Raw genomic sequence first — 22,272 nt, 5'->3', positions numbered from 1 at the left:
CCTCGATAGCGTCGCCGCATGCCCGCCGTCACCGTGCCGTCCTTCGGCGATCCCGACGTCCTGACCGTCGCGGAGCGCCCGATCCGCGAGCCCGGACCGGGGGAGGTCCGGATCGCCGTCGCCGCGGCCGCCGTCAACCCGACCGACCTCGGCCTGCGCGCCGGAGCGGGGTCGAGCACCGGCGAGGTGACCGAGCCGCTGGTCCCGGGCATGGACGCCGCCGGCACGGTCGAGGCCATCGGCCCGGACGTGACCCGGCTGCGCGTGGGCGACCGGGTGATCGCGGCGGTCTCGCCGCGGCGTCCCGACGGCGGGGCGCAGCAGACGCCGCTCGTCGTCCCGGCCGCGTCGGTCGTCGCCGTCCCCGAGGGCGCGACGCTGCAGCAGGCCGCGACGCTGCCGATGAACGGACTGACCGCGATCGAGGCGCTCGACCTGCTCGACCTGCCGCGCGGCGCGACCCTGCTGATCACAGGCGGCGCGGGCTGGCTCGCCACGCTCGCCATCCCGCTGGCCCGCGAGCGCGGGCTGCGCGTGATCGCCGACGCCCGCCCCGACGAGCACGACCTCGTCCGGGCCCACGGCGCCGACGAGGTCGTCGACCGCGGCGACGGGCTCGCCGAGCGCGTCCGCGCGCTCGTCCCGGACGGCGTCGACGGGGTGCTCGACACCGCCCTGGTCGGCCCGCCGCTGTTCCCGGCGATCCGCGACGGCGGCGGCTGGGCGGTCGTCCGCGGGCAGGACGACGAGACCGAGCGCGGGATCGTCCGGCACGCCGTCTGGGTGCGGACCCGCCTGGAGGACACCGCGGCGCTCGAGCACCTGCGCGACCTGGCCGCGGCCGGGACGCTGCCGCTGATCGTCGACGAGACGTTCCCGCCGGAGCGCGCCGCCGACGCGCACCGCCGGCAGGCGGCCGGCGGCGTCCGCGGGCGGCTCGTCATCGTGTTCGGCGGAGACGACGCGTGACCCCGGACGTCGGGTGCCCCGACGGTGGGGCCGGCGCGTGAGCCGGGACGCCGGGCTCGTCGCGGTCAGGGCCGACGCGTGAGCCGGGTCCTCGTCACGGGCTCCGCCGACGGCCTCGGGCACGCGGCCGCCACGACGCTGCTGCAGGACGGCCACGAGGTCGTCGTCCACGTCCGCGGCGCGCAGCGCCTGCCGGCGGTGCAGGATCTGGTGGACCGGGGCGCGACCGCGCTCGTCGCCGATCTCTCGGACGCCGACCAGACGCGCGACCTCGCGGAGCAGGTCCGCCGCCTGGGCCGGATGGACGTGGTGATCCACAACGCCGGGGTCTCCACCGGGCCGGCGATCCTGCCCGTCAACGTCGTCGCGCCCTACCTGCTGACGGCGCTGATCGAGCGCCCGGACCGGCTGGTCTACCTGAGCAGCGGCATGCACCGTGGCGGTCGCGCGCGCCTCGACGGGTTGGACTGGGCCGGCCGCCGGGCGACCGGCTCGTACTCGGACTCGAAGCTGCTCGTGACCGCGCTCGCCCTGGCGGTCGCGCGCCGGTGGCCGGACGTCGCCGTCAACGCCGTCGACCCGGGCTGGGTGCCGACGAAGATGGGCGGCCCCGGCGCCCCCGACGACCTCCGGCTGGGGCACCGGACCCAGGAGTGGCTCGCCACGAGCGACGAGCCCGAGGCCCGTACCACGGGTGGCTACTGGTTCCACCAGGCCCGCCAGGATCCGGATCCGGCGACGCGCGACGAACGGTTCCAGGACGCGCTGCTGGACGACCTGGCGCGGGTCACCGGGACGACGCTCGGCGGTCCGTGACCGCGGGCCGCGTCCGTGCGGCCCGGCCACGTCGCGGCCGGCGTGCGGCCGTCCTCCCGCCCGCGGCGGCCCGGTGCCCTCTGTCAGCATGCCCGCCATGAGCGCGTCACCCGAGCCGCTGGCGGACTTCCGCACCAGGACCCTCGTGCTCGCGGCCGGGCGGCGCGCCACGCTGCTGGACCTCGGGCCGTCCGGGCCCCCGAGCGGCGTCGCGATCCTCTACGTCCACGGGTTCTCGGACTACTTCTTCCAGGAGCACGTGGCGCGGCACTTCGCCGACGCCGGCACCGCCTTCTACGCGGTCGACCTCCGCGCCTACGGGCGCTCGCTGCAGGACGGCGAGCTCCCGGCCTACGTGACGGACCTGGCCGAGCACCACGAGGAGCTCGACCGCGCCGTCGAGACGATCCTCGCCGACGGCCACGAGCGCGTCGTCCTGCTCGCCCACTCCACGGGCGGCCTGATCGTGCCGCTCTGGCTCGCCGACCGGCAGGGGACCCGGGTGGCCGACGCGGTCCGGGCCGTGGTGCTGAACAGCCCGTGGTTCGACCTCCCCGGGTCCGACGCCTTCCGCCGCAAGGTCGACCTCGCCACCGCCACCGTCGGCCGCCTGCGCCCGAAGACGATCCTCAATCAGGGGCTCGGGACCTACGGCGACAGCGTCCACCTGAGCCGCAACGGCGACTGGGAGTTCGACCTGCGGTGGAAGCCGCTCATGGGCTTCCCGGTCCGGGCCGGCTGGCTGCGCGCCGTCCGCCGCGGCCACCGCCGCCTGCAGCGGGGCCTCGGCCTCCCGGTCCCGATCCTCGTGCTGCGGTCCGCCCGCAGCGTGCTGGGGCTGCGGCAGTTCGGCCCCGAGGCGATGACGGCCGACACGGTCCTCGACGTCGAGCACATGACGCGCTGGGCGCCGGCCCTCGGCCCCGACGTCACGGTCCGCGCGATCGACGACGGGATGCACGACCTGCTCCTCTCGGCGGCCCCGGTCCGCGAGCGCGTCCTGATCGAGATCGACGACTGGCTGCGGCCGGTGCTCGCGGGCGAGCCGTCGGCCGGCGCCGGGAACGTCGACGCCGCGACGTAGTCCGGACGTTCCCCCCGGCCGTGGGGCAGGTGGTCGGTGTCCCGGTGTCGCCGACGAGCGCGGCCACCGCCGCTCCTTGAGACCTTCGTGAAGATGGGCTGTCCGGGGCCGGCGGCCACACCTAGGCTCGGGCGACCCGTGTCCTCGTTCGCCAGCGCCCTCCGCACCCGCAACCCTCGCGTCCTCGGCGGCGGTGTCGTCCTGCTCGTGGTGCTCGTCCTGCTCGCCGTCGTCGTGGCGGGCCGCGGCGAGGGCGACGACGAGCTCCGGATCGTCCGCGGCGCCCCCGCGACGGGGTTCCCGCTCCGGGGCGACGGGGCGCGGGACACGGGGCTGATCCGCAGCGCGGCGAAGGCCTGGGTGCGCTCGGCCCGACGCGGCGACGACGACTGGGTCGGCCACGGCCGGGTCGACGTCACGGCGCTCTGGGCGGGCCGCGTGTCCCCCGACACCGACGCGGTCGTCCTCGCGTCGGACCGCGAGGCGGCGGTGCTGCGCCGCCTCCGCGGCCGCGAGTACTGGCAGATATCCGAGGCCGTGGTCGACGAGGCGGAGGACCCGGTCCTCGTCGCCTCGGGCGGTGAGGTGCTGGTCCGGGAGGGCACGGACGCGAGCTTCCGGGCGTCCGTCGCCGCAGGCCGGAACGACGCGCAGGTGCGCTTGGACGCCGGGCTTTGGCACCGCGACAGCGGCTCGCTCCCCGATGGGACGCTGACGCTGCCGGACGGCCTGCGGTCGCGGTTCTCGTCAGCGTCGGCCGACCGCCCCGCGGTCGGGGTCTTCTTCGGCGGGGTGCCCGGCGGCAGCGGTGCGGTCCCGGCGCTCCGCGAGCTCTCGCCGGCGCTGCTCCGGCGCCTCGACTCGGGCCCGGACGCCGTGCCGTCGCCGGGGGCGCAGCGGCTCGTCGCGGCGGCGAGCCTGGCGGGAACGACGGCGGGCGACGACGCGCGGCCGCAGCGGCCGTCCGCGCTCCCGCGGCTGGACCTCCTCGCGGTCCGCTCCCTGCCCCCGCTGGGCCCGGTCGTCGTGGTCTCCGCGACGCCTTCCCTCGTCGCGGGGCGCTCCGAGAACCGTCGTCCCGCGCTGGTCGCCGCCGCCGGCGGCTCCACGGTGGCCGCGCGGCGGTACGGCGCCACCGCGATCGCGCTCGGCGGGGCCGACAACCCGCAGCGCGCGGACGACGGCCCGGCGCTGGGAGCGGCCTACGTGCAGCGGGCGACGCGGACCGACGACCCGGACACGACCACCGACGACGAGTCGGACCCGCGCGTCGACGGCCCGTACCTCCTGGTGGCGGCGGACGATCGGGTCGCCGGCGTCGAGGTGCGAGCGGGACGCCGGTCGTCGGCGCTCACGCCGCCGGTCGGCCTGATCCCCGCCCCGTGGGCGCGGGCCCCGGAGGCTCGTGAGCGCGGCACCACCGACGTCGCGGTCCTCGGGCGCACGGCGCGGGGCGCGCTGGTCGTGCCCGAGTGGCCGGGAGCCGATGTCGCCTCGGTGCTCTTCCGCGACTGAGCCGGGTTGGCATCCCCGGGCTCCTGATCGCCGCCCGGATCGTCCAGGGCCTCGGCGCCGCGGCCCTGGCGCCGTCGAGCCTCAGCCTGATCACCTCGACCCACACGGATCCCGTCCGGCGGGCGAGCGCGCTCACCGTCTGGGCGTTGGTCGCCGCCGCGTCCAGCGCGCTCGGGATGGTCCTGGGCGGGGTCCTCACCGAGCTCGACTGGCGCCTGGTCATGTTCATCAACGTCGCCGTCGGCGTCCTGCTGTTCGTCGGCGGGCTGCGGGGAAGCGGGGGTCGGACTGCAGGCCGCGACCCGTCAGACCTGCGCCTGCCCGCCGTCCGCGAAGAGCTCCGCGCCGTTGACGAAGCTCGCGTCCGGCGACGCCAGGAAGAGCGCCGCGCCGGCGATCTCGGACGGCTCGCCGACCCGGCCGAGCGGGACCTCGGCGGCCATCGCGTCGAGGAGGCCCTGCTGCTGGTCGTCGGGCACGAGGCCGACCAGGCCCGGCGTGCGGGTGGGTCCGGGGGCCAGGGCGTTGACGCGGATGCCGCGGTCCTTGAGGTCCAGTGCCCAGCTGCGGGCGAAGTTGCGGATCGCGGCCTTCGACGCGGCGTAGACGCTGAACGCGGCGCCGCCGGTGACCGACGTCGTCGAGCTCAGCAGGACGACCGAGGCGCCGTCGACCAGCAGCGGCAGCGCGCCCTGCACGGTCAGGAGCGTGCCCAGGACGTTCGAGTCGAACGTGTCGCGGTACTGCTGCTCGGTGATCTCGCCGAGCGGCGCGAACGAGCCGCCGCCGGCGTTGGCGACGAGCACGTCGATCCGGCCGGCCGCCTCGCCGACGACGGCGTAGAGCGCCTCGACGTCCGCGGCGCTCCCCGCGTCGGCGCGAACGCCGGTCGCGTCGCCGTCGATCTGGGCGACCGCCGCGTCGAGGACCTCCTGCCGGCGGCCGGTCACGAAGAGCTTGGCCCCCTCGGCGGCGTAGCGCTGGGCGATCGCCAGCCCGATCCCGCTCGTGCCGCCGGTGACCACGGCGACCTTCCCTGCCAGAACCTGCGTCATGGGGTGCTCCCTCATTCGATTGCGGAACGATCGGTCCGGAACCCGACGAGCGGAGCATAGCGGAACGGTCAGTCCCGAACTCGGGTACGCTGTCCCCATGGCGCGCCCCAGGGCTTTCGACGAACCCGACGTGACGCGGCAGGCCCGCGACGCCTTCCACGACCACGGCTACGCGGCGACGTCGGTCGAGCACCTGACGGCCGCGACCGGCCTGAGCCGCAGCAGCCTCTACGGCGCGTTCGGCGACAAGCACGGCCTGTTCCTGCGCTCCTTCACCCAGTACTGCGACGAGAACGCGGCGTCGATCGAGCGGGAGCTGGCCGGCGACGACCGCGGTGCGCGCGGGCGGCTCGAGGCGCACCTGCGGGGGAAGGTCGCCGACCCCGAGGCGTCGCGGCGCGGGTGCCTGCTGGCGAAGGCGACCGCCGAGCTGGCCGGCGAGGACGCGGACGTCGCCCGGACGGCCACCGACTTCTACGCGGTCTACGAGCGGGCGCTGGCCGACTGCGTCCGTGGCGCCCAGGCCGCGGGCGACCTCCGCACCGACCTCGACCCCGCCGCCGCGGGCGCGCTCCTGCTCTCGGTGCTGCGCGGGATCGAGACGCTCGGCCGGGCGGGACGGCCGCAGGCGGCGCTGCAGGCGGCGGCCGACACCGCGATGGCGGCGCTGGCGACGGCGCCCGGAGTCGGCCGGGGGCGTCGGGCGGAGGGGTAGGGCCCGGGCGCGAGAGGGACGCACATCCGGGTCTCGAACCGTTCCCGGGCCCGCTAGCCGCGGTGGCGCGGCGGGGGTCGGCAAGGCCGTCAACCAGGCCGTCGTCGTCTCGTTCTGCGCGGTCAATGTCTACAACTACCTCCTGAATTCGTCGACCCGGTCAGGAACATCCTGGTCGAGGCCGGCCAGTTGGGCTCGTTCGCGGGCCGGTCGTTCTTGGAGCTGCGTGGCACGCTGCGTTACTCCGCCGAGGTCATGCGGCAGGTCGCCTTGCTGATCACCGGCAGTGCGCTGGTGTTGTGGGCGATGCAGTTCACGTTCGGTCTGACGTGCGGCAACGAGTCGGTGTACGTGCTGCGCGGCTACGGCGCCTCGTCGTACGCGGGTGTGTTCTCGGCGTTGTCCCCGATCGTGTTCCAGATCGGCGAGCTCTCCCGGGGTGCGTGGGAGTCGGTCCACTGGGCGTTCACGGATGCCCCGTCGATCTTCTTCTCGTACTTCAAGACGCTCGTGATGTGGGTCGCGATCGTGATCGCGGCCATGTACTACGGCTTCAACGCCAAGGGCGGACCAGTCGGAGTCGGTGAGGCCACCGCCCGATCGATGGTCGTCGCCCTGGTGCTGACGATGGTCCTGAACGAAGGATTCACGTTCTTCTTCTGGGGCGCCGACGCCAAGCTCCCCGTCGGAGGCTGAGCAACGCACCGAGGGCCGGTAGATCGCCGGTCCTCACCACGTCCAACGGGCCGTCCTTCGGGGCGGCCCGTTGTGCGTGCGGGACGCGGGTCCGCTGAACGTGTGGCGGAGCCTCCTGCCAAACCCGGGACGCAATCCGCTCATATCCAGGTTTAGTAGCATAAACCTGGATATGGCCGATCGGGATCCCGGGAACGCGTTTCGCGTCGAGCGGTACCTCTGGACCCCCGAGCTCGACGGCCCGGGCCCGAAGCGCGCACGGGTGCCCGCCCGGATCGAGGCGTACGTCCCTGCACCGATCCGGCGACTCGAGCTCTCGGTCTCCAGCGCGGCGCTCCGGTCCATGTCCGACGCCGAGCAGTCCGTGACGGCGCTGCAGCACCACACGGCCAGCCTGGGCGTCGAGAGCCTCTCGGCACAACTGCTGCGGTCCGAGGCGATCGCGTCGTCGCAGATGGAGGGCGTCGCCGTGCCCTCCAACCGCACGCTCGCGAAGGTCACCGCCGGCGGCCGGCACCACGAGAACGCGAACGCGGCGCTGGAGGCGATCGCCGCCGTCACCGACGCGCACGAGTGGGCGGCGGGGACCGAGCCGTTCACGGTCGCGATCGTCGAGCGCCTCCACGCCGCGGTCGCGCGGGGCGACCGGGCCCTCGCGGCCCACGCCGGCGCCCTCCGCACGAAGCAGAACTGGATCGGCCCCGACCCGCACACGCCGGTGGGCGCGGACTTCATGCCCCCGCCGCCCGACGACGTCCCCGCGCTGATGGACGACCTCTGCGCCTTCCTCAACCGCCCGGACGTCCCGCCCCTGGTCCAGGCCGCGGCCGCCCACGCGCAGTTCGAGACCATCCACCCGTTCGCCGACGGCAACGGACGCGTCGGGCGGATCCTCCTCGGCATGGTCCTCAGCCGCAGCGGCCTGGCCACCGACGTCGTCCCCCCGATCTCCCTCGTGCTGTCCCGCGACCGCGAGGCCTACGTCTCGGGCCTGACCGCCTGGCGCTTCGACGGGCCGGCCGGTGCCGACCGCTGGGTGCGGGTGATCTGCGACGCCCTGGAGGAGGTCGCCACCGCCTCCCGCGGGCTCGCGGACGAGATCGACGCCCTCCAACGCGACTGGCGGGCGGCCTCCCGTCACCGCCGCTCCGACGCGACGGCCGAGAAGCTCATCGCCGTCCTCCCGCAGCTCGGCGTCGTCGGCCTCGGCGAGGGCGTGGCCCGCACCGGCCGCAGCCAGGAACAGGTCCGCCAAGCGCTCAACCAGATGGAGGAGGACGGCATCCTGCGCCAGGTGACCGTCGGCAAGCGCAACCGCCAGTGGGAGAGCGTCGGTCTGTTCGCCCTGCTGGACGAGTTCGAGCGGACGCTGTCCGGAGGGACGGTGGGGGCGGGGGAGACGCGGTAGAGCCGCCCGCGCTCAGAGCACCCGGTTCACCGCGTCCGGGTGCGCCGCCGCCGTCACCTTGTCGGCCCGCAGCAGCGCCTGCGCGCAGCGGCGGACGTGCATCGACAGGTCGGCGGCCCCGAGGTCGTCCAGGTCGGCCGGCAGGTCCATCGCGTCGCGCACCGCCTTGGTGTGCTCCGTCAGCCAACGGATGAGGTAGCGGTCGAGCTGGGCGTTGATCTGGCCTTCGGTCGCCTCGCCCGCGATGGTCTCGCGGGGGCGCCCGCCGTCCCAGGCCGCGGGCACGCCGTCCTCGCCGACGGGCCGGCTCTCGTCGCTGCGGACGGGGCGGTAGTCCGGCACCGGGTACTCGCGCGACGCCGGGTCGGCGGTCGAGCCCTCGTCGTACCAGTTGTCGTCCCCGCGGGGCTCGGGACCGTCGCCGGGACGGAAGACGCCCTTGACCGGCGCGGGGGCCTTCGGTCCGCGGGTCTCGCCGAAGGTCTCGCGGATCTGCGCCGGCGTCATGTCGCCCTGCGCGACCTGACCGGCCAGGTCGATCGCCTGCTTGCTGGTGATCGCGCCCTTGTCGGTCTGCCGGCGCAGCAGGTCGGCGATCGTCAGCGACAGGTCGCCCTCGGCGACGCGCTGCTGCACCTCGTCGGGCAGCTCGAGCAGCTTGAGGTGGCGGCGGACCCACGCGGGGGAGAGACCGATCGAGCGGGCGACCTCGGCGGCGCTCGCCCCCTCGCGGCGCTTCATGAGCAGGCGCAGGCCGCGGGCGGCCTGCATCGGCTCGAGCTGCACGCGCTGGACGTTCTCCAGCAGCTGGATCTCGAACGCCTCGTCCTCGTCGAGGTCCACGATCTCGTCGACCGGCGTCGTCTCCCAGCCCAACGCGACCAGCGCCGCGTGGCGTCGATGGCCGGCCACGAGGAGGAACTCCCCGTCGCTCTCCGGCTTGCGGCGGACGAGCGGCGGCGTCAGCAGCCCGCGCTGCCGGATCGACAGCGCCAGGTCGTGGATCTCGGGCAGGTCGGGCCGGATGTTGCGATCCGTCGAGATCCGCTCGACCCGCACGACCTGCCGGACCCGGTCCTTCGTCGCGGTGTCGAACTGCGGCTCGGCCGCCAGCTCGGCGGCCAGCCGCTCGCGCTCCTTCTCGGCGCGCTCGGCGTTCAGCTGAGCGACCGCCTCCTCGCCCTTCTGGAAGTCGTCAACCGACATGCAGCACCGTCCTCGTCATCGAGGGGGCACCTTAGAGCGGGGGAGCGGTGGGGTGCGCCCGGGTCGGCTGGGAACGGGACAGCGCGTCAGGGCCCCCTACTCGCCGATCTTCTTCGAGTACGTCGTGATGAGGGTGCCCAGCGATGCGCACGTTCCGCCGACCGGACGCTGCCGGAGCACGACCCAGTTGCGATCCCACAGCTGCGAACGACCCTGGCCGGTGGCGTCCTTCTGCCTCATCAGGTAGTAGCCCGCTTCCTGGAGAGCATCCTGGGAGACCTGCAGATTCTCCATGCCTACGACGTCAGGGACCCGCGAAGTACAGGCCGCCTTCTTCGCCTTCTTGGGCTGCGCAGCAGCGGCCTTCTGCGTCGTGGTCGCCTCGACCTCTTCTTCGGCCGCAGCGACCTTCTTGGTCTGCGGTTCGGCGGCTGTCGTGGCTGCTGGAGCCTCGACGGTCACCCGCTCGACGACGGTCGTCGACGTGGCCTGCTCGGACGAGCCGCAGCCGGTCAAGGCGGCGAGGCCGCAGACGACAGCAGTCAAGGGCAGGAGGACAGGGGATGGGTTTCGCACAGTGATTGCTTCCTAGGTGTGTGGGACGGAACCGATGGATCGGAGGGACGTCAGAGAGTGCCCCGGGGACTGACGTCGTCCGTTGACCCCGACCGCCTGAGCAGCCGTACATCGACCGGACGAATGGCGCGTCCGCGACTGACGTCTCGGGCACTCCACCCGTGGTGTGCCACGGTCCCGGTGCCTCACCGAAGCCCGGGCGTCTGCGGTCGCGCCGCCACCTCGGCCGTCCGCGGGCCCCAGTTTCCAGCGGTTTCTCGCGGGTAGTACGCCTGCTGAATTCTTGGTGGATCACCACTCCGCGGATAGGGTCGGCCGATGGCGTCCCAGGTCCAACCACCAGCGGCCGGGAGACGCGGCACCCAGCGCGGTTGCTGCCGACGGTCGGCATCAAGGGTCAAGAGGAGCAGGAGCGCCGGGCGACGTCGGCACTGCTCGCTGTGATGCGCGCGGTGCCGGAGTTCGGTCATGCGCTGATCAAGGAGCTCGGCGCTCCGAAGTCGAAGGTCATCGACACCTTCGCTGAGGTGCGGTTCACGGACAGCGAGGGGAAGACGCAGATCCCTGACGGCGCGATCGTCTGCGAGTACGGGAAGCGTTCGTGGACCTGTCTCGTCGAGGTGAAGACGGGTAAGGCTCCGCTTCGCGATGAACAGGTGGCCTCCTACCTGGACATTGCCCGGGACCACGGTTTCGATGCGGTCCTGACGATCTCGAACCAGATCACGGCGTCGTCGGCCGAGACGCCCGTCACCGTCGACAAGCGCAAGCTTCGCAAGGTCGACCTTTGGCATCTCTCATGGTGGAGAGTCATCACCGAGGCGGTGGTTCAGAGCCGGCACCGCGGAGTCTCCGACCCGGATCAAGCCTGGATCCTCGACGAGCTCATCGCGTACTTCGACCACGATGCTTCCGGCGCGGGCGGCTTCGGCGACATGGGTGACAAGTGGGTAGGTGTCCGCAAGGCGGCGCACGACGGGACTCTCCGGGCGTCGGATGACGCCAAGGTGATCGCGGAGCGTTGGGAGGAGTTCACCCAGTACGTGTGCATGGGTCTGTCTCAGGACCTCGGGCAGAAGGTCACGTCGCCGCGGCCGCGCAAGCAGCTCACGACGCAGCGACTCGAAGAGCTCGTCCTCGCACTGGTCGAGACGGGTCGCTTGGAAGCTCCGATCCGAGTACCGAATGCCGTTGGCGACATCACCCTCCGCGCGGACCTCCGGACGAGGCAGTCCGGGACCAGCGTCACGTTCGACGCTCCGAAAGAGGGGCGGGCGAAGCCGCGTATCAACTGGCTCCTGCGGCAGCTTCGAGAGAGCCCCGATGATCTTCGTGTGGAGGTCCACTATCCGAACGTGCGTCAGACCACGGTCGACCTGCTCGGCAACGTGCGCGATGCGCCGGAGCGGCTGCTCTACGAGGCTGATCCGAAGCGGGAACCGCGAGCGTTCACCCTCACGATGCTGCGCCCGATGGGCCAGAAGCGGGGCAAGGACCCGGGATCGTTCGTGCGCGACACCCGCGGCCACGCCTTCGATTTCTACCGCGACCTCGTTCAGAACCTGAAGGGCTGGCAGCCCCGGGCGCCGCGCTCGACTGGCACGGGGATCGACGAGGACGACGACGCTAACGAGTCGAGCGTCTCCAACGACTGAGGACGCGCAGCCTGGCCGACGCCGGTCACTTGGAACGACATCGCACAGGGCTCTCCGGGACCTGACGGAGCAGCGAGGTGCGGTGCGCGTGCGGTCCCCTCACGAACTCGAATGATCGACGCGACGGAAAGTCGGCCTCGCGCATCCGGGCGGCGTCGGCGGAGCGCCGCCAGCTCCGTCGCGACCGCCCGTCGCTTACCCGCTCAGGCCGCCGTCGGGCGAACGCGTGCGGGATCGTGCTCGGCGTCGGTGAGGAGCCAGAGGGCCAGGGCGGTGCCGGCGGCCTCGGCGATCGGGGTGCCGGGGTCCCCGGTGGTCCCACGGTCCTTCAGGGCCTCCGAGAGCTCGCGGGCCAGGAGCGTCGGCAGCGCAGTGACCGCGCCCTCCGGGTCGTCCTGCCAGCGCTGCTTCACGAGGTCGGCGTGGCGGGCGATCTCGTCGTCGGTGACGCCCTGGTGGGCGAGGTCCCGATGCGCGGCGGTCAAGCGCTGGACGACGTCGGCGCACGCGTCGCGGACGCGGTACCGGGAGCGCTCGAGGTCGTCCTGACGCTCGTCGCCGAAGGCGCCGCGGTGCAGATCGAACAGCTGCCCGGCGAGCGCGACCTCGACGACGAGCTCGACCGACTCGTGGACGTGGCGCCAGCGCGCGTCGAGCGACGGCGCGTCCGCGGTGTCGGCGGTGCCGATCGTCTGCTGCGCCGCGGTGGTGAACGCCGAGACCGCAGCGCCCCGGCGAGGAGCCTTGACGGTCGAGCGGGGGCGGGCCGTGGCGCGGCGCCGCTCGAGGGTGTTAGAGGTGGGGGACATGGAGTGGGGGATCGGAAACCGGGCAGGGGGACCGGCGGTCGGGACGGGTCGTCGACCCATGCCCGAAGGCCGGTGCTCGATGGTGACCACGAGCCTCGCAGCTCGTCGGGTCGTTGAAAGATTCAACCATCCCGCCAGGACGCCCCGGGCGCCATCCCCCAACCGGCGGAACGGGCGGGTGATTGGCAGAGGCCGACTCCCTGGAACCCCAGACATCGACCCCCGGGATTCGTCGTCCGCCGCAGCCGCGTCGGGGCGATCGCGGCCCACGGGCCCAAACCCGCAAACCCCGTCTGCGCCTCGGTTCGAGGACGCCGACGGCGCTGGTTCCGGGGGTCGAACCACGGCCGTGACGCGCGAATCGTCGCTGCGGCAGCACCCCATTTCGACGTGACGGGGCCGGCACGGTGCGGCCCGCAGCTCCCCGATCACGCCATCCCGTGTCCCGTCGACCATGCCGCACGGTGAAGCGCTCAGGCTCGTTCGCCGCGACGCTTAGCCCGGATCCACCGTTCTGTCGGGACGGTTGGAGAGGATGACCTCCCAAGCGGGGCTTGAAAGCGGCTGGTTGCAGCAGCCGCGGCACCGCTCGGGAGGTCGCCCACATGGTGCACGACCACGCGGTCGTTTCGTTTGATGATGAGCGGGTCGTCGCCAACGCCGGCGTGATGCTCCCCGCGGTCCTCGCCGACAGGCTCGGGCTCGTCGACTTGGTCGACCGGTGGCTGTCGCTCGGCGATGTCGCGGGTGCGGCGAACGTCGGCCGGAAGGTCTCATCCGTTGTGCACGCGATGACCTTGGGTGCGGACTCGATCGATGACTGCGCGATCCTCAAGGCCGGGCAGACCGAGGCGGTCCTCGGGTTCGCGGCGTTGGCACCGCCGACGCTCGGCACGTTCCTGCGGGCGTTCACGTTCGGGCACGTCCGGCAGCTCGACCGGGTCTTCGCGGAAGTGCTCCGACGGGCGTGGACCTGCGGTGCGGGCCCCGGTGATGGCCGGCTGGTGGTGGATGTCGATTCGTTCGTCGGCCAGACCCACGACTACGCCAAGGAGGGCACGTCGTACGGGTACTCCAAGGTCCGCGGCTACCACCCGCTGCTGGCGACCAGGGCGGACACCGGCGAGGTGCTCCACATCAGGTTTCGGAAGGGCTCTGCGAACACCGCCCGCGGCGTGCTGCGGTTCGTCGACGAGCTCCTCCCGCGCCTGCAGCGCGCCGGTGCGAACGGCGAGAAGCTGCTGCGCGCGGACTCCGGGTTTTGGAACACCAAGCTGATGGGAAAGCTCGAAGCGGCGGGCTGGCTGTACTCGATCGGCGCGCGGATGCAGAAGCCGATCCGCGCGGCGGTCGAGGCGATCGATGACGACGCCTGGTCGGTCATTGAGGACTATCCGAAGACCGGGGTGGCGGAGATTGCGGAGACGACGTTCAACGGCGGCCGGCTGATCGTTCGCCGCGTGCGGCTGCGCGGGAAGCAGGACGAGATGTTTCCGGAGTGGCGACACTTTCCGTTCTTCACCAACCGCACCGACAAGGTCGATGTGGTCGAGGCCGAGCATCGCCAGCACGCGGTCGTCGAGCTCTCGATCCGCGACCTCAAAGACCAAGGGCTGGCGCACTTCCCGTCCGGCCGGTTCAACGCCAACGGCGCGTGGACCGTCCTTGCGGCGCTCGCGCACAACTTGCTGCGGTGGACGCAGACCTTGGGGCTGCCGGGCAGCACGATCCGGACCGCTAGGACGATCCGTGACCGCTTGCTCTCGGTGCCCGGCCGGCTGACCCGCCACGGCCGGCAGGTCCGGCTCTCGATGCCGGCGCGGTGGCCGTGGGAGGCGCAGTTCATGGCCGTGCTCGGCCGGCTTCGCGCGCTTGCGCCGCCCGGCTGACCCCGGCGCGGGACCTCATCCATCGACCGGTAGTACCCGCCGCGGTCGCCCCTGCCCGCGAACACCCTCGATGCCGCGTTCCTCGTTCTCAGGACGACCGCGAACCGCGTCACCGGCCCGATCGAGGACCGCTTCGCGGCCCTCGATCGACACGGCGGTGCGAGCAGCTACTCGCTCGCCGTCTCTACTCCGCCTGGCCCTTCGGATCGGTTGACCACGACGGTGTGGACGTTGACGAACTCGTGGAGTCCGAGGCTCGATAGCTCGCGACCGTAGCCTGAGGACTTGATGCCGCCGAACGGGAGCCGGGGGTCCGAGCTCGTCATGCCGTTGATCGCGGTGTGACCGGCTGCGACTCGGCGAGCGATGGACTTCCCGCGCTCGAGGTCGGACGTCCATACGTTGGAGCCGAGACCGAACTCGGTGGCGTTGGCGAGGGCGACGGCCGAGTCGGCGTCGGCGGCCCGGACGACCGGCAGGACGGGACCGAACACCTCTTCGCGGAGGACCGCCATCTCCGGGGTGACGTGGTCCAGCACGGTCGGCTCGTAGTAGAACCCGGGACGGTCCGGGATCCGTCCGCCGCGCACGAGCCGCGCGCCGGCGTCGACGGACCGCTGGACCTGGTCGGCGACGAGATCGCGCAGATCCCGTCGTGCCATCGGGCCCACCGTCGTCGTCGTCTCGGAGGGGTCTCCGAGACGCAACTCGTCGACGCGGGCAAGCATCTTCTCCATGAACCGCTCCGCGACGGCGTCTTCGACGATCAGCCGCTTGGTCGCGATGCACGACTGCCCGGCGTTCTGGAACCTGCTGCGAACCGCCCAGGCGGCGGCAGCGTCGAGGTCGGCGTCGGCGAGCACCACGAACGGGTCGCTGCCGCCGAGCTCGAGGACCGACTTCTTCAGCTCGCGTCCGGCGATCGCGGCGACCGCTCGCCCGGCGCCGGTGGAGCCGGTCAGCGTCACGGCCTGCACGCGCGGGTCGCTGATGATCCGGTCGCTGACCCCCGGCGTGCGGTCGAAGCCGGCGAGGACGACCGAGAAGACGCCCTCGGGGACGCCAGCTGCGCGCGCGACGCCGGCCAGGGCGAGCGCTGCACCCGCGGTCGAGGGCGCGTGCTTGAGGACGACGGCGTTGCCGGCCATGAGCGCCGGCGCGAGCGCTCGCACGACCTGCCAGTACGGGAAGTTCCACGGCATGATCGCGAACAACACCCCCAGCGGGGCGTACGAGACGTAGGACTCGACCGCACCGGTGTCGATCGCCGTGGGCTCGAGCATCCTCGGGCCGTCCCGGGCGAAGACCTCGAACGTCCACGCGCACTTCTCGACCTCCGCGAGGCTCTCGCGGATCGGCTTGCCCATCTCGCTGGTCGCCAGGACGGCCAGAGCTTCCGAACGCGCACGCAGGTCCCGCGCGAACGCGCGGAGGACCTCCGCTCTGTCGGACACCGGGCGTGAGCCCCAGTCCGCGGACACCGACTGCGCTCGACCGAGGAGGGCGTCGATCTCGCGGTCGGTGGTCTCGTCGTAGCCGGCAAGCGTCTCGCCGGTCGCAGGGTTGATCGTCTCGATGCTCATCGCGTTCCCTCGCACTGCTCGTGGTGGACGGGCCATGACCGGCGTACGGCCGCGTCGGCGGACCCGGAGGGCTCCACGCGCGTTGGGCCGTTCCGAATCAGGCGCCGAGGTCTCGATAGGCCAGATGGATAGTGCAAACGGTTCTCGTGGTCTCTAGGCTGTGCCGGCCAGCAGGAACGCGCTGAGTCATTGGCGTAGTTCCGACGCGCCACGTCCGGCCGTCGTCCTATGATGAAACGATTCTAGCAACAGCCGCCGCTCGTTCGACCGGCGGCTCGTCAGGAGGCCATATGAGCATGTACGCAATCGTCAACCCGGCGACCGGAGCGCAGCTCGAGGAGTACCCGACGATCTCCGACCAGGATCTGCGCGGTGCGGTGCAGCGTGCGGACGCCGCCCACGTCGGCTGGTCCCGTCGCACCTCGCTCGGCGAGCGGGCGCAGATCATCGGCCGCGTCGGTCGGTTGCACGTCGAGCGGCGACAGGAGCTGGCGGAGACCATCGTCGCCGAGATGGGGAAGCCGATCGAGCAGGCGCTCGGCGAGGTGGACTTCACGGCGGGGATCTACGAGTACTACGCTGCGCACGCGGAGGAGCTGATGGCGGACCAGCCCCTCGACGTGCCCGCAGGAACGGGCGGCAGCGCGATCGTCCGACGCCAGTCGCTCGGAGTGCTGCTGGGCATCATGCCGTGGAACTTCCCCTACTACCAGGTGGGCCGGTTCGCGGCGCCGAACCTGCTGGTGGGCAACACGATCCTCCTCAAGCACGCACCCCAGTGCCCGGAGTCCTCGGCGGCGATCGAGCGGATGTTCCGCGACGCGGGGGTGCCCGCCGACGCCTACGTCAACCTCTACGCGACCCACGAGCAGATCGAGTCGGTGATCGCGGATCCCCGTGTGCGCGGCATCTCGCTGACCGGATCGGAGCGCGCCGGCGCTGCCGTGGCCGAGATCGCCGGCCGGCACCTGAAGAAGGTCGTCCTCGAGCTCGGCGGATCCAACGCCTTCGTCCTGCTGTCGGCCGACGACCTCGGCTCCGTCGTCGAGGCGGCGGTGGCCGCGCGCATGTTCAACACCGGCCAGACCTGCAACGGCGCCAAGCGCTTCATCGTCCTGGACGAGCTCTACGAGCCGTTCCTCGAGGCCTTCGGGGCTGCGCTGGCCGCACTCGTGCCGGCCGATCCCACCGAGCCGGGCGGCGGGTTCCTCGGCCCGCTGTCGTCGGCGGCGGCGACCGACCGCCTCAGCGCGCAACTCGGGGACGCAGTGGCGCAGGGCGCTTCGGTGGTCGCGGGAGGCGGGACGCCGGACGGGAACTTCTTCCCGGCGACGCTCCTCGCCGGCATCGGCCCCGGCAACGACGCGTACTCCGAGGAGTTCTTCGGCCCCGTCGCCCAGGCCTACCGCGTCGCGTCCGAGGAGGAGGCGATCACGCTGGCCAACGACAGCCCCTTCGGGCTCGGGGCGTACGTCTTCTCGTCGGACCGGGAGCAGGCCGTCCGGGTCGCCGAGGCGCTCGACGTCGGCATGGTGTTCATCAACTGCGTCAGCGGCGACGGACCGAACATGCCGTTCGGCGGGACCAAGCGCTCAGGCTTCGGGCGAGAGCTCGGACAGTACGGGCTCGACGAGTTCGTCAATCACAAGCTCGTCCGGATCGGCGGCGTGGATGCCTAGCGCCGCAGGGGCCACACGTCGACCACGGGTCCGTCCTCCGCCCGGCCCGGATGGGGCCTCTCTGTCCGGCTGGCCAATTGGATAGACACGTTTCTATCCCGGGCCATAGACGACTCCCACGGAAGGCGACTAGATTCGTTTCTAGTCGTCCGGGCCGTACCGCGGGTCGCGTGCGCTGAGTTCTCGGCCATCGGCGCCCCGGGGATCGGCCAGGACATCAACCGATCGAAAGGAACGGTCCCATGGGGGCGCCGACACCAGTGGTCAGCTCGTTCGCAGGTCAGGTCACGAGCGACCTGTTCACGCAGGACATCTTCTACGCGATGGCAACGGTGTGTCTGCTGTTCGTCGTCGTCGCGGTCGGGTTGATCGACGCGGGCCTCGTGCGTCGCAAGAACCTCCTCGACACCTGGATCCAGAAGCTCGTGGGGGCGCTCCTCGCCGGCCTGGGTATGGCGGCGATCGGCTACGCGTTCTGGCAGTCGCAGTACTACCAGGCCTTCGGAACGCCGCACCCGATCAGGCAGGCGCTGCACGACTGGTCGCTGTTCGGCCCGGCGATGACGCACTTCTCGCAGGACCTGGATCCGAAGGCCTACCCGGAGGCGGACGTCTTCCAGATCTTCGCGGTCTTCTTCGTCGCCTACGCGATGGTCGGGGCGGCGCTGCTGCACTCGGCCGGGCTCGAGCGGGTCAAGGCCCTGCCGATGTACATCATGAGCCTGATCCTCGGGGCCATCGTCATCCCGGTCGCCCTTTACTACACCTGGGGATCGACGAGCCCGCTGACCAATCGCGGCGTCCACGACTACATCGGGAGCTACTCGTTGTACATCGTCGTCGGGGTCTGGGCGCTGCTGCTGGCCTGGCGGGCGGGGCCGCGGCTCGGGGCCTTCGCCGCCGACGCCCGCACGATGGGGCCGATCCCGCACAACCTCAGCTGGACGGCCCTGGGCGTCGGCGTGCTGCTGTTCGCGGCCCCGTTCGCGTTCCTCGGATGCGGCTACTTCGTCTCGAAGGAGGGCTACTTCGGCATCTCGCTCACGACGAGCGGCTTCGGGATCGCCCTGGTCAACGTCTTCGTGTCCTACATCGGGGGCGGCATCGGCGGCGCGCTGATCGCCTACCGGACCAGGAACCCGATCATGGCGCTCATCGGCGTGCCGGCGGGCTACATCGGTGCGGGCGCCAGCCTGGACATCGCCCAGCCGTGGGAGATCGTGATCATCGCCTTCGTTGCAAGCTTCGTGGTCTACGGCGTCTATCGACTGCTCTTCGTGTTGCGGATCGATGACAAGAAGATCGTCCCCCTGGCCCTCGGCGGCGGCATCTACTCGGTGCTGGTGGCAGGGATCGTCGGGTCTGGCAAGCACACCGGTGGGTACTTCGGCCTGACCGGCGAGTACGCGCCCCAGCACGCCTCGATCAGCATCGGCTGGCAGCTGGCGGGCCTCGGTGTGACCCTGGCCATCGCGCTGATCTCCGGTCTGGTCGTGATCCTCGGGCTGGAGAAGACGATCGGCCTGCGCGTGAAGGAGGAGACGGAGATCGTCGGCCTCGACGAGCACTACTGGCACGCGCCGCCCACGCCGTACGAGGATGCGCCGGCGAGCAGCACCCCGGTGAGTGGCGCCCCCGGAGTCGTGCTGGCGGACAAGGCCTGAAACGTCCGCTTGCGGCGCTGCATCGGGTCCGTGTAGCCTACGAACTAGATACGTTTCTACATATGCTGAACGTGAAGAGAGAAATGCCCCCAAGTCACCCGAGCCTCAACGTCCTCGTCGTCGGCGAGTCGTGGGTCAAGCACACGGTCCACATGAAGGGCTTCGACCAGTTCCACTCGACGGAGTACGAGGAAGGGGGCGGCGTCTTCCTGGCCGCCCTGGCCGACGCCGGTCATGCGGTCACCTACGTCCGGGCGCACGAGATCACGACGCGCTTCCCGACGGACGCCGAGGACCTGGGCCGCTACGACGTCGTGGTCATCAGCGACGTCGGAGCCAACTCGTTCCTTCTCACGGACGACGTGTTCCTCCGCTCGGAGCCGAGCGTGAACCGGCTCAGGCTGCTCGTCGACTACGTCTCGGGCGGGGGCGGGCTGCTGATGATCGGCGGGTACCTGTCCTTCGCCGGGATCGACGGCCGTGCCCGGTACGGCGCGAGCCCGCTGGCGGACGTGCTGCCGGTCCGCATGCTCGACCACGACGACCGGGTCGAGATCCCCGAGGGTGCGTCGCCCTGCGTCGTCGCGTCAGACCACGGTGCGATCGCGGGCACCCACGGTGAATGGCCGATCCTGCTCGGCTACAACCGGCTCGTCGCCAAGGGCGACGCGAGCGTGATCGTCCAGGTCGGCGAGGACCCGCTGATCACGGTCGGCGAGTTCGGGCTCGGCCGCTCGGTGGCGTTCGCCTCCGACTGCGCGCCGCACTGGGCGCCCCCCGCGTTCGTCAGCTGGTCCCAGTACCCGCAACTCTGGGCGTCGATCGTCCGCTGGGCGGCCGGCGGCCGCGGTGCAGCTGCGGGCACCGAGGGCGCGGCGGGCGAACCCGCCGCTGCCCGATGACCTCCGTCCTGAACATGGCTTACCGACACACATCCTCTAGGAGCGCGCGATGACGAGCTACAACAACTTCCACAACATCATCATCAACACCGACAACTACAAGCACTGTCACTACCAGCTCTACCCCAAGGGCACCCAGTACGTCTCCAGCTACATCGAGGCGCGCGACGGGGACATGCCGGTGACGATGTTCGTCGGCCTGCAGGCGTTCATCCGCGAGTACCTGATGCACCCGATCACCCTCGAGGACATCGACGAGGCGGAGTTCACCGAGCGCGAGCAGGGCATGCACTTCGACCGGGACCTCTGGCTCGGCGTCCTGAACGACCACGGTGGATTCCTGCCCGTGGAGATCGAGGCGGTCCCCGAGGGGATGGTCCTGCCGATCAAGAACGTCCTCGTCCAGGTCATCAACACCGACCCCAAGTACTGGTGGGCGACGAGCTTCTTCGAGACCGCCCTGCTGCGGGCCATCTGGTACCCCACCACGATCGGCACCATCAGCTGGATGGCCAAGCAGCAGGTCATCGAGGCCTTCGCACGCACCTCGGACAACCCGCAGCTGGTGCGCCACATCCTCCACGACTACGGCGCCCGTGGCGTCAGCTCGATGGAGTCCGCCGCGCTGGGCGGCCTCGCCCATCTGGTCAACTTCTCCCAGAGCGACACGGTGCCGGGCATCCTCGCCGCCAAGAAGTACTACAACGCCGTGGCGCCCTCGAACTCGGGGCCCAACTCCGAGCACGCCGGCTTCACCGCATGGGGCCGTGACTACGAGGCCGACGCGATGGCGAACATGCTCGACCTCTACGCCGACAACGGCGTCGCGTTGCTGCTGACCGACAGCTACGACCACGAGAACGCGGTCAAGAACATCATCGGCGTCCAGCTCAAGGAGCAGATCAAGAACTTCCCGGGCCTCGTGGGGATCCGCCCGGACTCCGGCGACGTCATCCAGGTCACCGCGGACACGACCGAGTGGCTGATGGAGTCCTTCGGCTACAGCGTCAACTCGAAGGGCTTCAAGATCCTGCCGGACTACATCCGCGTCGTGCAGGGCGACGGTGTCAACCGGTTCTCGCTCCCCGAGGTGTTCATCGAGCTCGAGCGCCGGGGCCTGGCCGCGGACAACACCGTGTTCGGTATGGGCGGCGGTCTGCTCCAGCACAGCAACCGCGACACGATGGGCTTCGCGATGAAGGCCAGCGCGGTGTGCGTCGACGGCGAGTGGCGCGACGTCGCGAAGGCACCGTCCGGCGACACCATGAAGCACTCCAAGCCCGGTCGGCTCGCCCTGCAGCACGTCGACGGCGACTACCGGACCGTGCGACGCGACTCAATCCCGGGGGAGGAGAACGTGCTCCGGCCGGTGTTCCGCAACGGTCAGCTGCTGAAGAAGTGGGACTTCTCCGAGTTGATCGCCCGCAGCGAGCAGCCGGTGCCCGAGCACTACTACAGCTCGGCGATCGAGGGTCTGCGCGCAACGCGGTCCGACGATCCCGTCTCGGCGTAGACATGGGGGCGACGATCGCGCGGACGACGTCCTCGGACAGCCAGACGCAGATCACCCTCGGGTTCGAGAGGCGCATGATGATGGCGTCTGGGAGGGCGAACCTGGCGCTCGCCTCCCGGATCGCGGGCCGGCTGAACATAGAGCTTGCCCCCGTCACGCTGAAGACGTTCCAGAACGGTGAGGTCTACTGCCGTTTCGAGGAGTCGATCCGTGGATCCGACGTCTTCATCATCCAGCCGACGTGTGGCAATCCGGAGACGGGCATCGGTGCCAACGACGCGCTGATGGAGCTGCTGGTGATGATCGATGCCGCGGTCGGTGCCAGTGCGCACCGCGTGATCGCCGTGACGCCGTGGTACGGGTATTCGCGGCAGGACAAGAAGAGCGCCCCGCGGGAGCCGATCTCGTCGCGCCTGGTCGCCCGGATGCTCGAGTCCGCCGGTGCGGACCGCGTGCTGACGATGGACCTGCACGCCGGTCAGGTCCAGGGCTTCTTCCAGATCCCCGTCGACCACATGACGGCGATGATGATGCTGAC

At 71.4% G+C, this 22,272-nt stretch carries 19 protein-coding genes and 1 pseudogene; 15 read left to right on the top strand and 5 right to left on the bottom strand.

The features are described from left to right. Positions 1-18 precede the first annotated feature (18 nt). The 5 genes and pseudogenes from AB0L40_RS09055 to AB0L40_RS09035 all read left to right on the top strand — a co-directional run. Entirely contained in the window at positions 19-969 is a 951-nt protein-coding gene (locus tag AB0L40_RS09055; RefSeq protein ID WP_364352413.1) for an NADP-dependent oxidoreductase, read from the top strand. Between the two features lie 78 nt (positions 970-1,047). Further along, positions 1,048-1,785, top strand: coding sequence for an SDR family NAD(P)-dependent oxidoreductase (locus tag AB0L40_RS09050; protein ID WP_364352410.1), 738 nt, complete (start codon positions 1,048-1,050; stop codon positions 1,783-1,785). A gap of 97 nt (positions 1,786-1,882) precedes the next feature. After that, positions 1,883-2,869 carry an alpha/beta hydrolase gene (locus AB0L40_RS09045; protein ID WP_364352407.1) on the top strand — a complete coding sequence of 329 codons (987 nt, stop codon included), beginning with the start codon at positions 1,883-1,885 and terminating at the stop codon, positions 2,867-2,869. A gap of 138 nt (positions 2,870-3,007) precedes the next feature. Then, positions 3,008-4,384: a hypothetical protein gene (locus tag AB0L40_RS09040; RefSeq protein WP_364352404.1), complete on the top strand. Its 1,377-nt coding sequence runs from the start codon at positions 3,008-3,010 to the stop codon at positions 4,382-4,384. Next, positions 4,342-4,632 (top strand): annotated as a pseudogene (locus tag AB0L40_RS09035) (MFS transporter); the annotation flags it as partial. The gene AB0L40_RS09040 and the pseudogene AB0L40_RS09035, both read left to right, overlap by 43 nt. A 57-nt stretch (positions 4,633-4,689) precedes the next feature. Here AB0L40_RS09035 and AB0L40_RS09030 read toward each other — a convergent pair. Further along, positions 4,690-5,439, bottom strand: a complete 750-nt coding sequence (locus AB0L40_RS09030; protein ID WP_364352401.1) for an SDR family oxidoreductase — start codon at positions 5,437-5,439, stop codon at positions 4,690-4,692. Positions 5,440-5,536: 97 nt separating this feature from the next. Between AB0L40_RS09030 and AB0L40_RS09025 the strand changes: the two genes are divergently transcribed. The 3 genes from AB0L40_RS09025 (at position 5,537) to AB0L40_RS09015 (ending at position 8,258) form a co-directional block, all read left to right on the top strand. Continuing rightward, on the top strand, positions 5,537-6,154 hold the full coding sequence (locus AB0L40_RS09025; protein WP_364352398.1) for a TetR/AcrR family transcriptional regulator: 618 nt from the start codon (positions 5,537-5,539) through the stop codon (positions 6,152-6,154). Positions 6,155-6,343: 189 nt separating this feature from the next. Then, positions 6,344-6,850 (top strand): ABC transporter permease, encoded by a 507-nt coding sequence (locus AB0L40_RS09020; RefSeq protein ID WP_364352395.1) that lies wholly within the window; start codon positions 6,344-6,346, stop codon positions 6,848-6,850. A 172-nt stretch (positions 6,851-7,022) separates the two neighbouring features. Then, positions 7,023-8,258: a Fic family protein gene (locus AB0L40_RS09015; protein WP_364352391.1), complete on the top strand. Its 1,236-nt coding sequence runs from the start codon at positions 7,023-7,025 to the stop codon at positions 8,256-8,258. 12 nt (positions 8,259-8,270) lie between these two features. On the opposite strand, the gene AB0L40_RS09010 is transcribed toward AB0L40_RS09015, so the two are convergent. Continuing rightward, complete coding sequence (locus AB0L40_RS09010) at positions 8,271-9,464, bottom strand: ParB/RepB/Spo0J family partition protein (RefSeq protein ID WP_364352388.1); 1,194 nt, start codon at positions 9,462-9,464, stop codon at positions 8,271-8,273. A gap of 96 nt (positions 9,465-9,560) precedes the next feature. Next, a complete protein-coding gene (locus AB0L40_RS09005) occupies positions 9,561-10,010 on the bottom strand; it encodes a hypothetical protein (protein ID WP_364352385.1) in 450 nt (149 codons plus the stop codon). 401 nt (positions 10,011-10,411) lie between these two features. Between AB0L40_RS09005 and AB0L40_RS09000 the strand changes: the two genes are divergently transcribed. Then, positions 10,412-11,695 (top strand): stress response protein, encoded by a 1,284-nt coding sequence (locus tag AB0L40_RS09000; protein ID WP_364352382.1) that lies wholly within the window; start codon positions 10,412-10,414, stop codon positions 11,693-11,695. Positions 11,696-11,898: 203 nt separating this feature from the next. Here AB0L40_RS09000 and AB0L40_RS08995 read toward each other — a convergent pair whose 3' ends face one another. Then, the gene (locus tag AB0L40_RS08995) at positions 11,899-12,504 is read right to left on the bottom strand and encodes a hypothetical protein (RefSeq protein WP_364352379.1); all 606 of its coding nucleotides are present in this window, start codon (positions 12,502-12,504) and stop codon (positions 11,899-11,901) included. Between the two features lie 605 nt (positions 12,505-13,109). On the opposite strand from AB0L40_RS08995, the gene AB0L40_RS08990 reads away from it, so the two are divergent. Beyond that, the gene (locus AB0L40_RS08990; protein WP_364352376.1) at positions 13,110-14,393 is read left to right on the top strand and encodes an IS1380 family transposase; all 1,284 of its coding nucleotides are present in this window, start codon (positions 13,110-13,112) and stop codon (positions 14,391-14,393) included. Positions 14,394-14,560: 167 nt separating this feature from the next. On the opposite strand, the gene AB0L40_RS08985 is transcribed toward AB0L40_RS08990, so the two are convergent. After that, positions 14,561-15,976, bottom strand: coding sequence for an NAD-dependent succinate-semialdehyde dehydrogenase (locus AB0L40_RS08985; RefSeq protein WP_364352373.1), 1,416 nt, complete (start codon positions 15,974-15,976; stop codon positions 14,561-14,563). 290 nt (positions 15,977-16,266) lie between these two features. On the opposite strand from AB0L40_RS08985, the gene AB0L40_RS08980 reads away from it, so the two are divergent. The 5 genes from AB0L40_RS08980 to prs all read left to right on the top strand — a co-directional run. Beyond that, entirely contained in the window at positions 16,267-17,655 is a 1,389-nt protein-coding gene (locus tag AB0L40_RS08980; protein WP_364352370.1) for an NAD-dependent succinate-semialdehyde dehydrogenase, read from the top strand. 242 nt (positions 17,656-17,897) lie between these two features. Continuing rightward, complete coding sequence (locus AB0L40_RS08975; protein WP_364352367.1) at positions 17,898-19,319, top strand: ammonium transporter; 1,422 nt, start codon at positions 17,898-17,900, stop codon at positions 19,317-19,319. Between the two features lie 83 nt (positions 19,320-19,402). After that, positions 19,403-20,221 (top strand): glutamine amidotransferase, encoded by an 819-nt coding sequence (locus AB0L40_RS08970; protein ID WP_364352364.1) that lies wholly within the window; start codon positions 19,403-19,405, stop codon positions 20,219-20,221. A gap of 49 nt (positions 20,222-20,270) precedes the next feature. After that, entirely contained in the window at positions 20,271-21,734 is a 1,464-nt protein-coding gene (locus tag AB0L40_RS08965; RefSeq protein WP_364352361.1) for a nicotinate phosphoribosyltransferase, read from the top strand. A 77-nt stretch (positions 21,735-21,811) separates the two neighbouring features. Further along, positions 21,812-22,272 (top strand): ribose-phosphate diphosphokinase (gene prs / locus AB0L40_RS08960; RefSeq protein WP_364352458.1); only part of this gene is annotated, 461 nt, incomplete at its 3' end.

Source organism: Patulibacter sp. NPDC049589 (assembly GCF_040675535.1).
Classification (GTDB): Bacteria; Actinomycetota; Thermoleophilia; order Solirubrobacterales; family Solirubrobacteraceae; genus Patulibacter.
The sequence above is the reverse complement of the archived record's forward strand: the minus strand, read 5'-3'. Positions and strand labels throughout refer to the sequence as shown.

Excerpts from the sequence above, each read along its gene's own strand:
- AB0L40_RS09055 (WP_364352413.1), top strand. The coding sequence starts at position 19 with ATGCCCGCCGTCACCGTGCCGTCCTTCGGCGATCCCGACGTCCTGACC.
- AB0L40_RS09045 (WP_364352407.1), top strand. The coding sequence starts at position 1,883 with ATGAGCGCGTCACCCGAGCCGCTGGCGGACTTCCGCACCAGGACCCTC.
- AB0L40_RS09030 (WP_364352401.1), bottom strand. The coding sequence starts at position 5,439 with ATGACGCAGGTTCTGGCAGGGAAGGTCGCCGTGGTCACCGGCGGCACG.
- AB0L40_RS09025 (WP_364352398.1), top strand. The coding sequence starts at position 5,537 with ATGGCGCGCCCCAGGGCTTTCGACGAACCCGACGTGACGCGGCAGGCC.
- AB0L40_RS09015 (WP_364352391.1), top strand. The coding sequence starts at position 7,023 with ATGGCCGATCGGGATCCCGGGAACGCGTTTCGCGTCGAGCGGTACCTC.
- AB0L40_RS09010 (WP_364352388.1), bottom strand. The coding sequence starts at position 9,464 with ATGTCGGTTGACGACTTCCAGAAGGGCGAGGAGGCGGTCGCTCAGCTG.
- AB0L40_RS08995 (WP_364352379.1), bottom strand. The coding sequence starts at position 12,504 with ATGTCCCCCACCTCTAACACCCTCGAGCGGCGCCGCGCCACGGCCCGC.
- AB0L40_RS08990 (WP_364352376.1), top strand. The coding sequence starts at position 13,110 with ATGGTGCACGACCACGCGGTCGTTTCGTTTGATGATGAGCGGGTCGTC.
- AB0L40_RS08985 (WP_364352373.1), bottom strand. The coding sequence starts at position 15,976 with ATGAGCATCGAGACGATCAACCCTGCGACCGGCGAGACGCTTGCCGGC.
- AB0L40_RS08980 (WP_364352370.1), top strand. The coding sequence starts at position 16,267 with ATGAGCATGTACGCAATCGTCAACCCGGCGACCGGAGCGCAGCTCGAG.
- AB0L40_RS08975 (WP_364352367.1), top strand. The coding sequence starts at position 17,898 with ATGGGGGCGCCGACACCAGTGGTCAGCTCGTTCGCAGGTCAGGTCACG.
- AB0L40_RS08970 (WP_364352364.1), top strand. The coding sequence starts at position 19,403 with ATGCCCCCAAGTCACCCGAGCCTCAACGTCCTCGTCGTCGGCGAGTCG.
- AB0L40_RS08965 (WP_364352361.1), top strand. The coding sequence starts at position 20,271 with ATGACGAGCTACAACAACTTCCACAACATCATCATCAACACCGACAAC.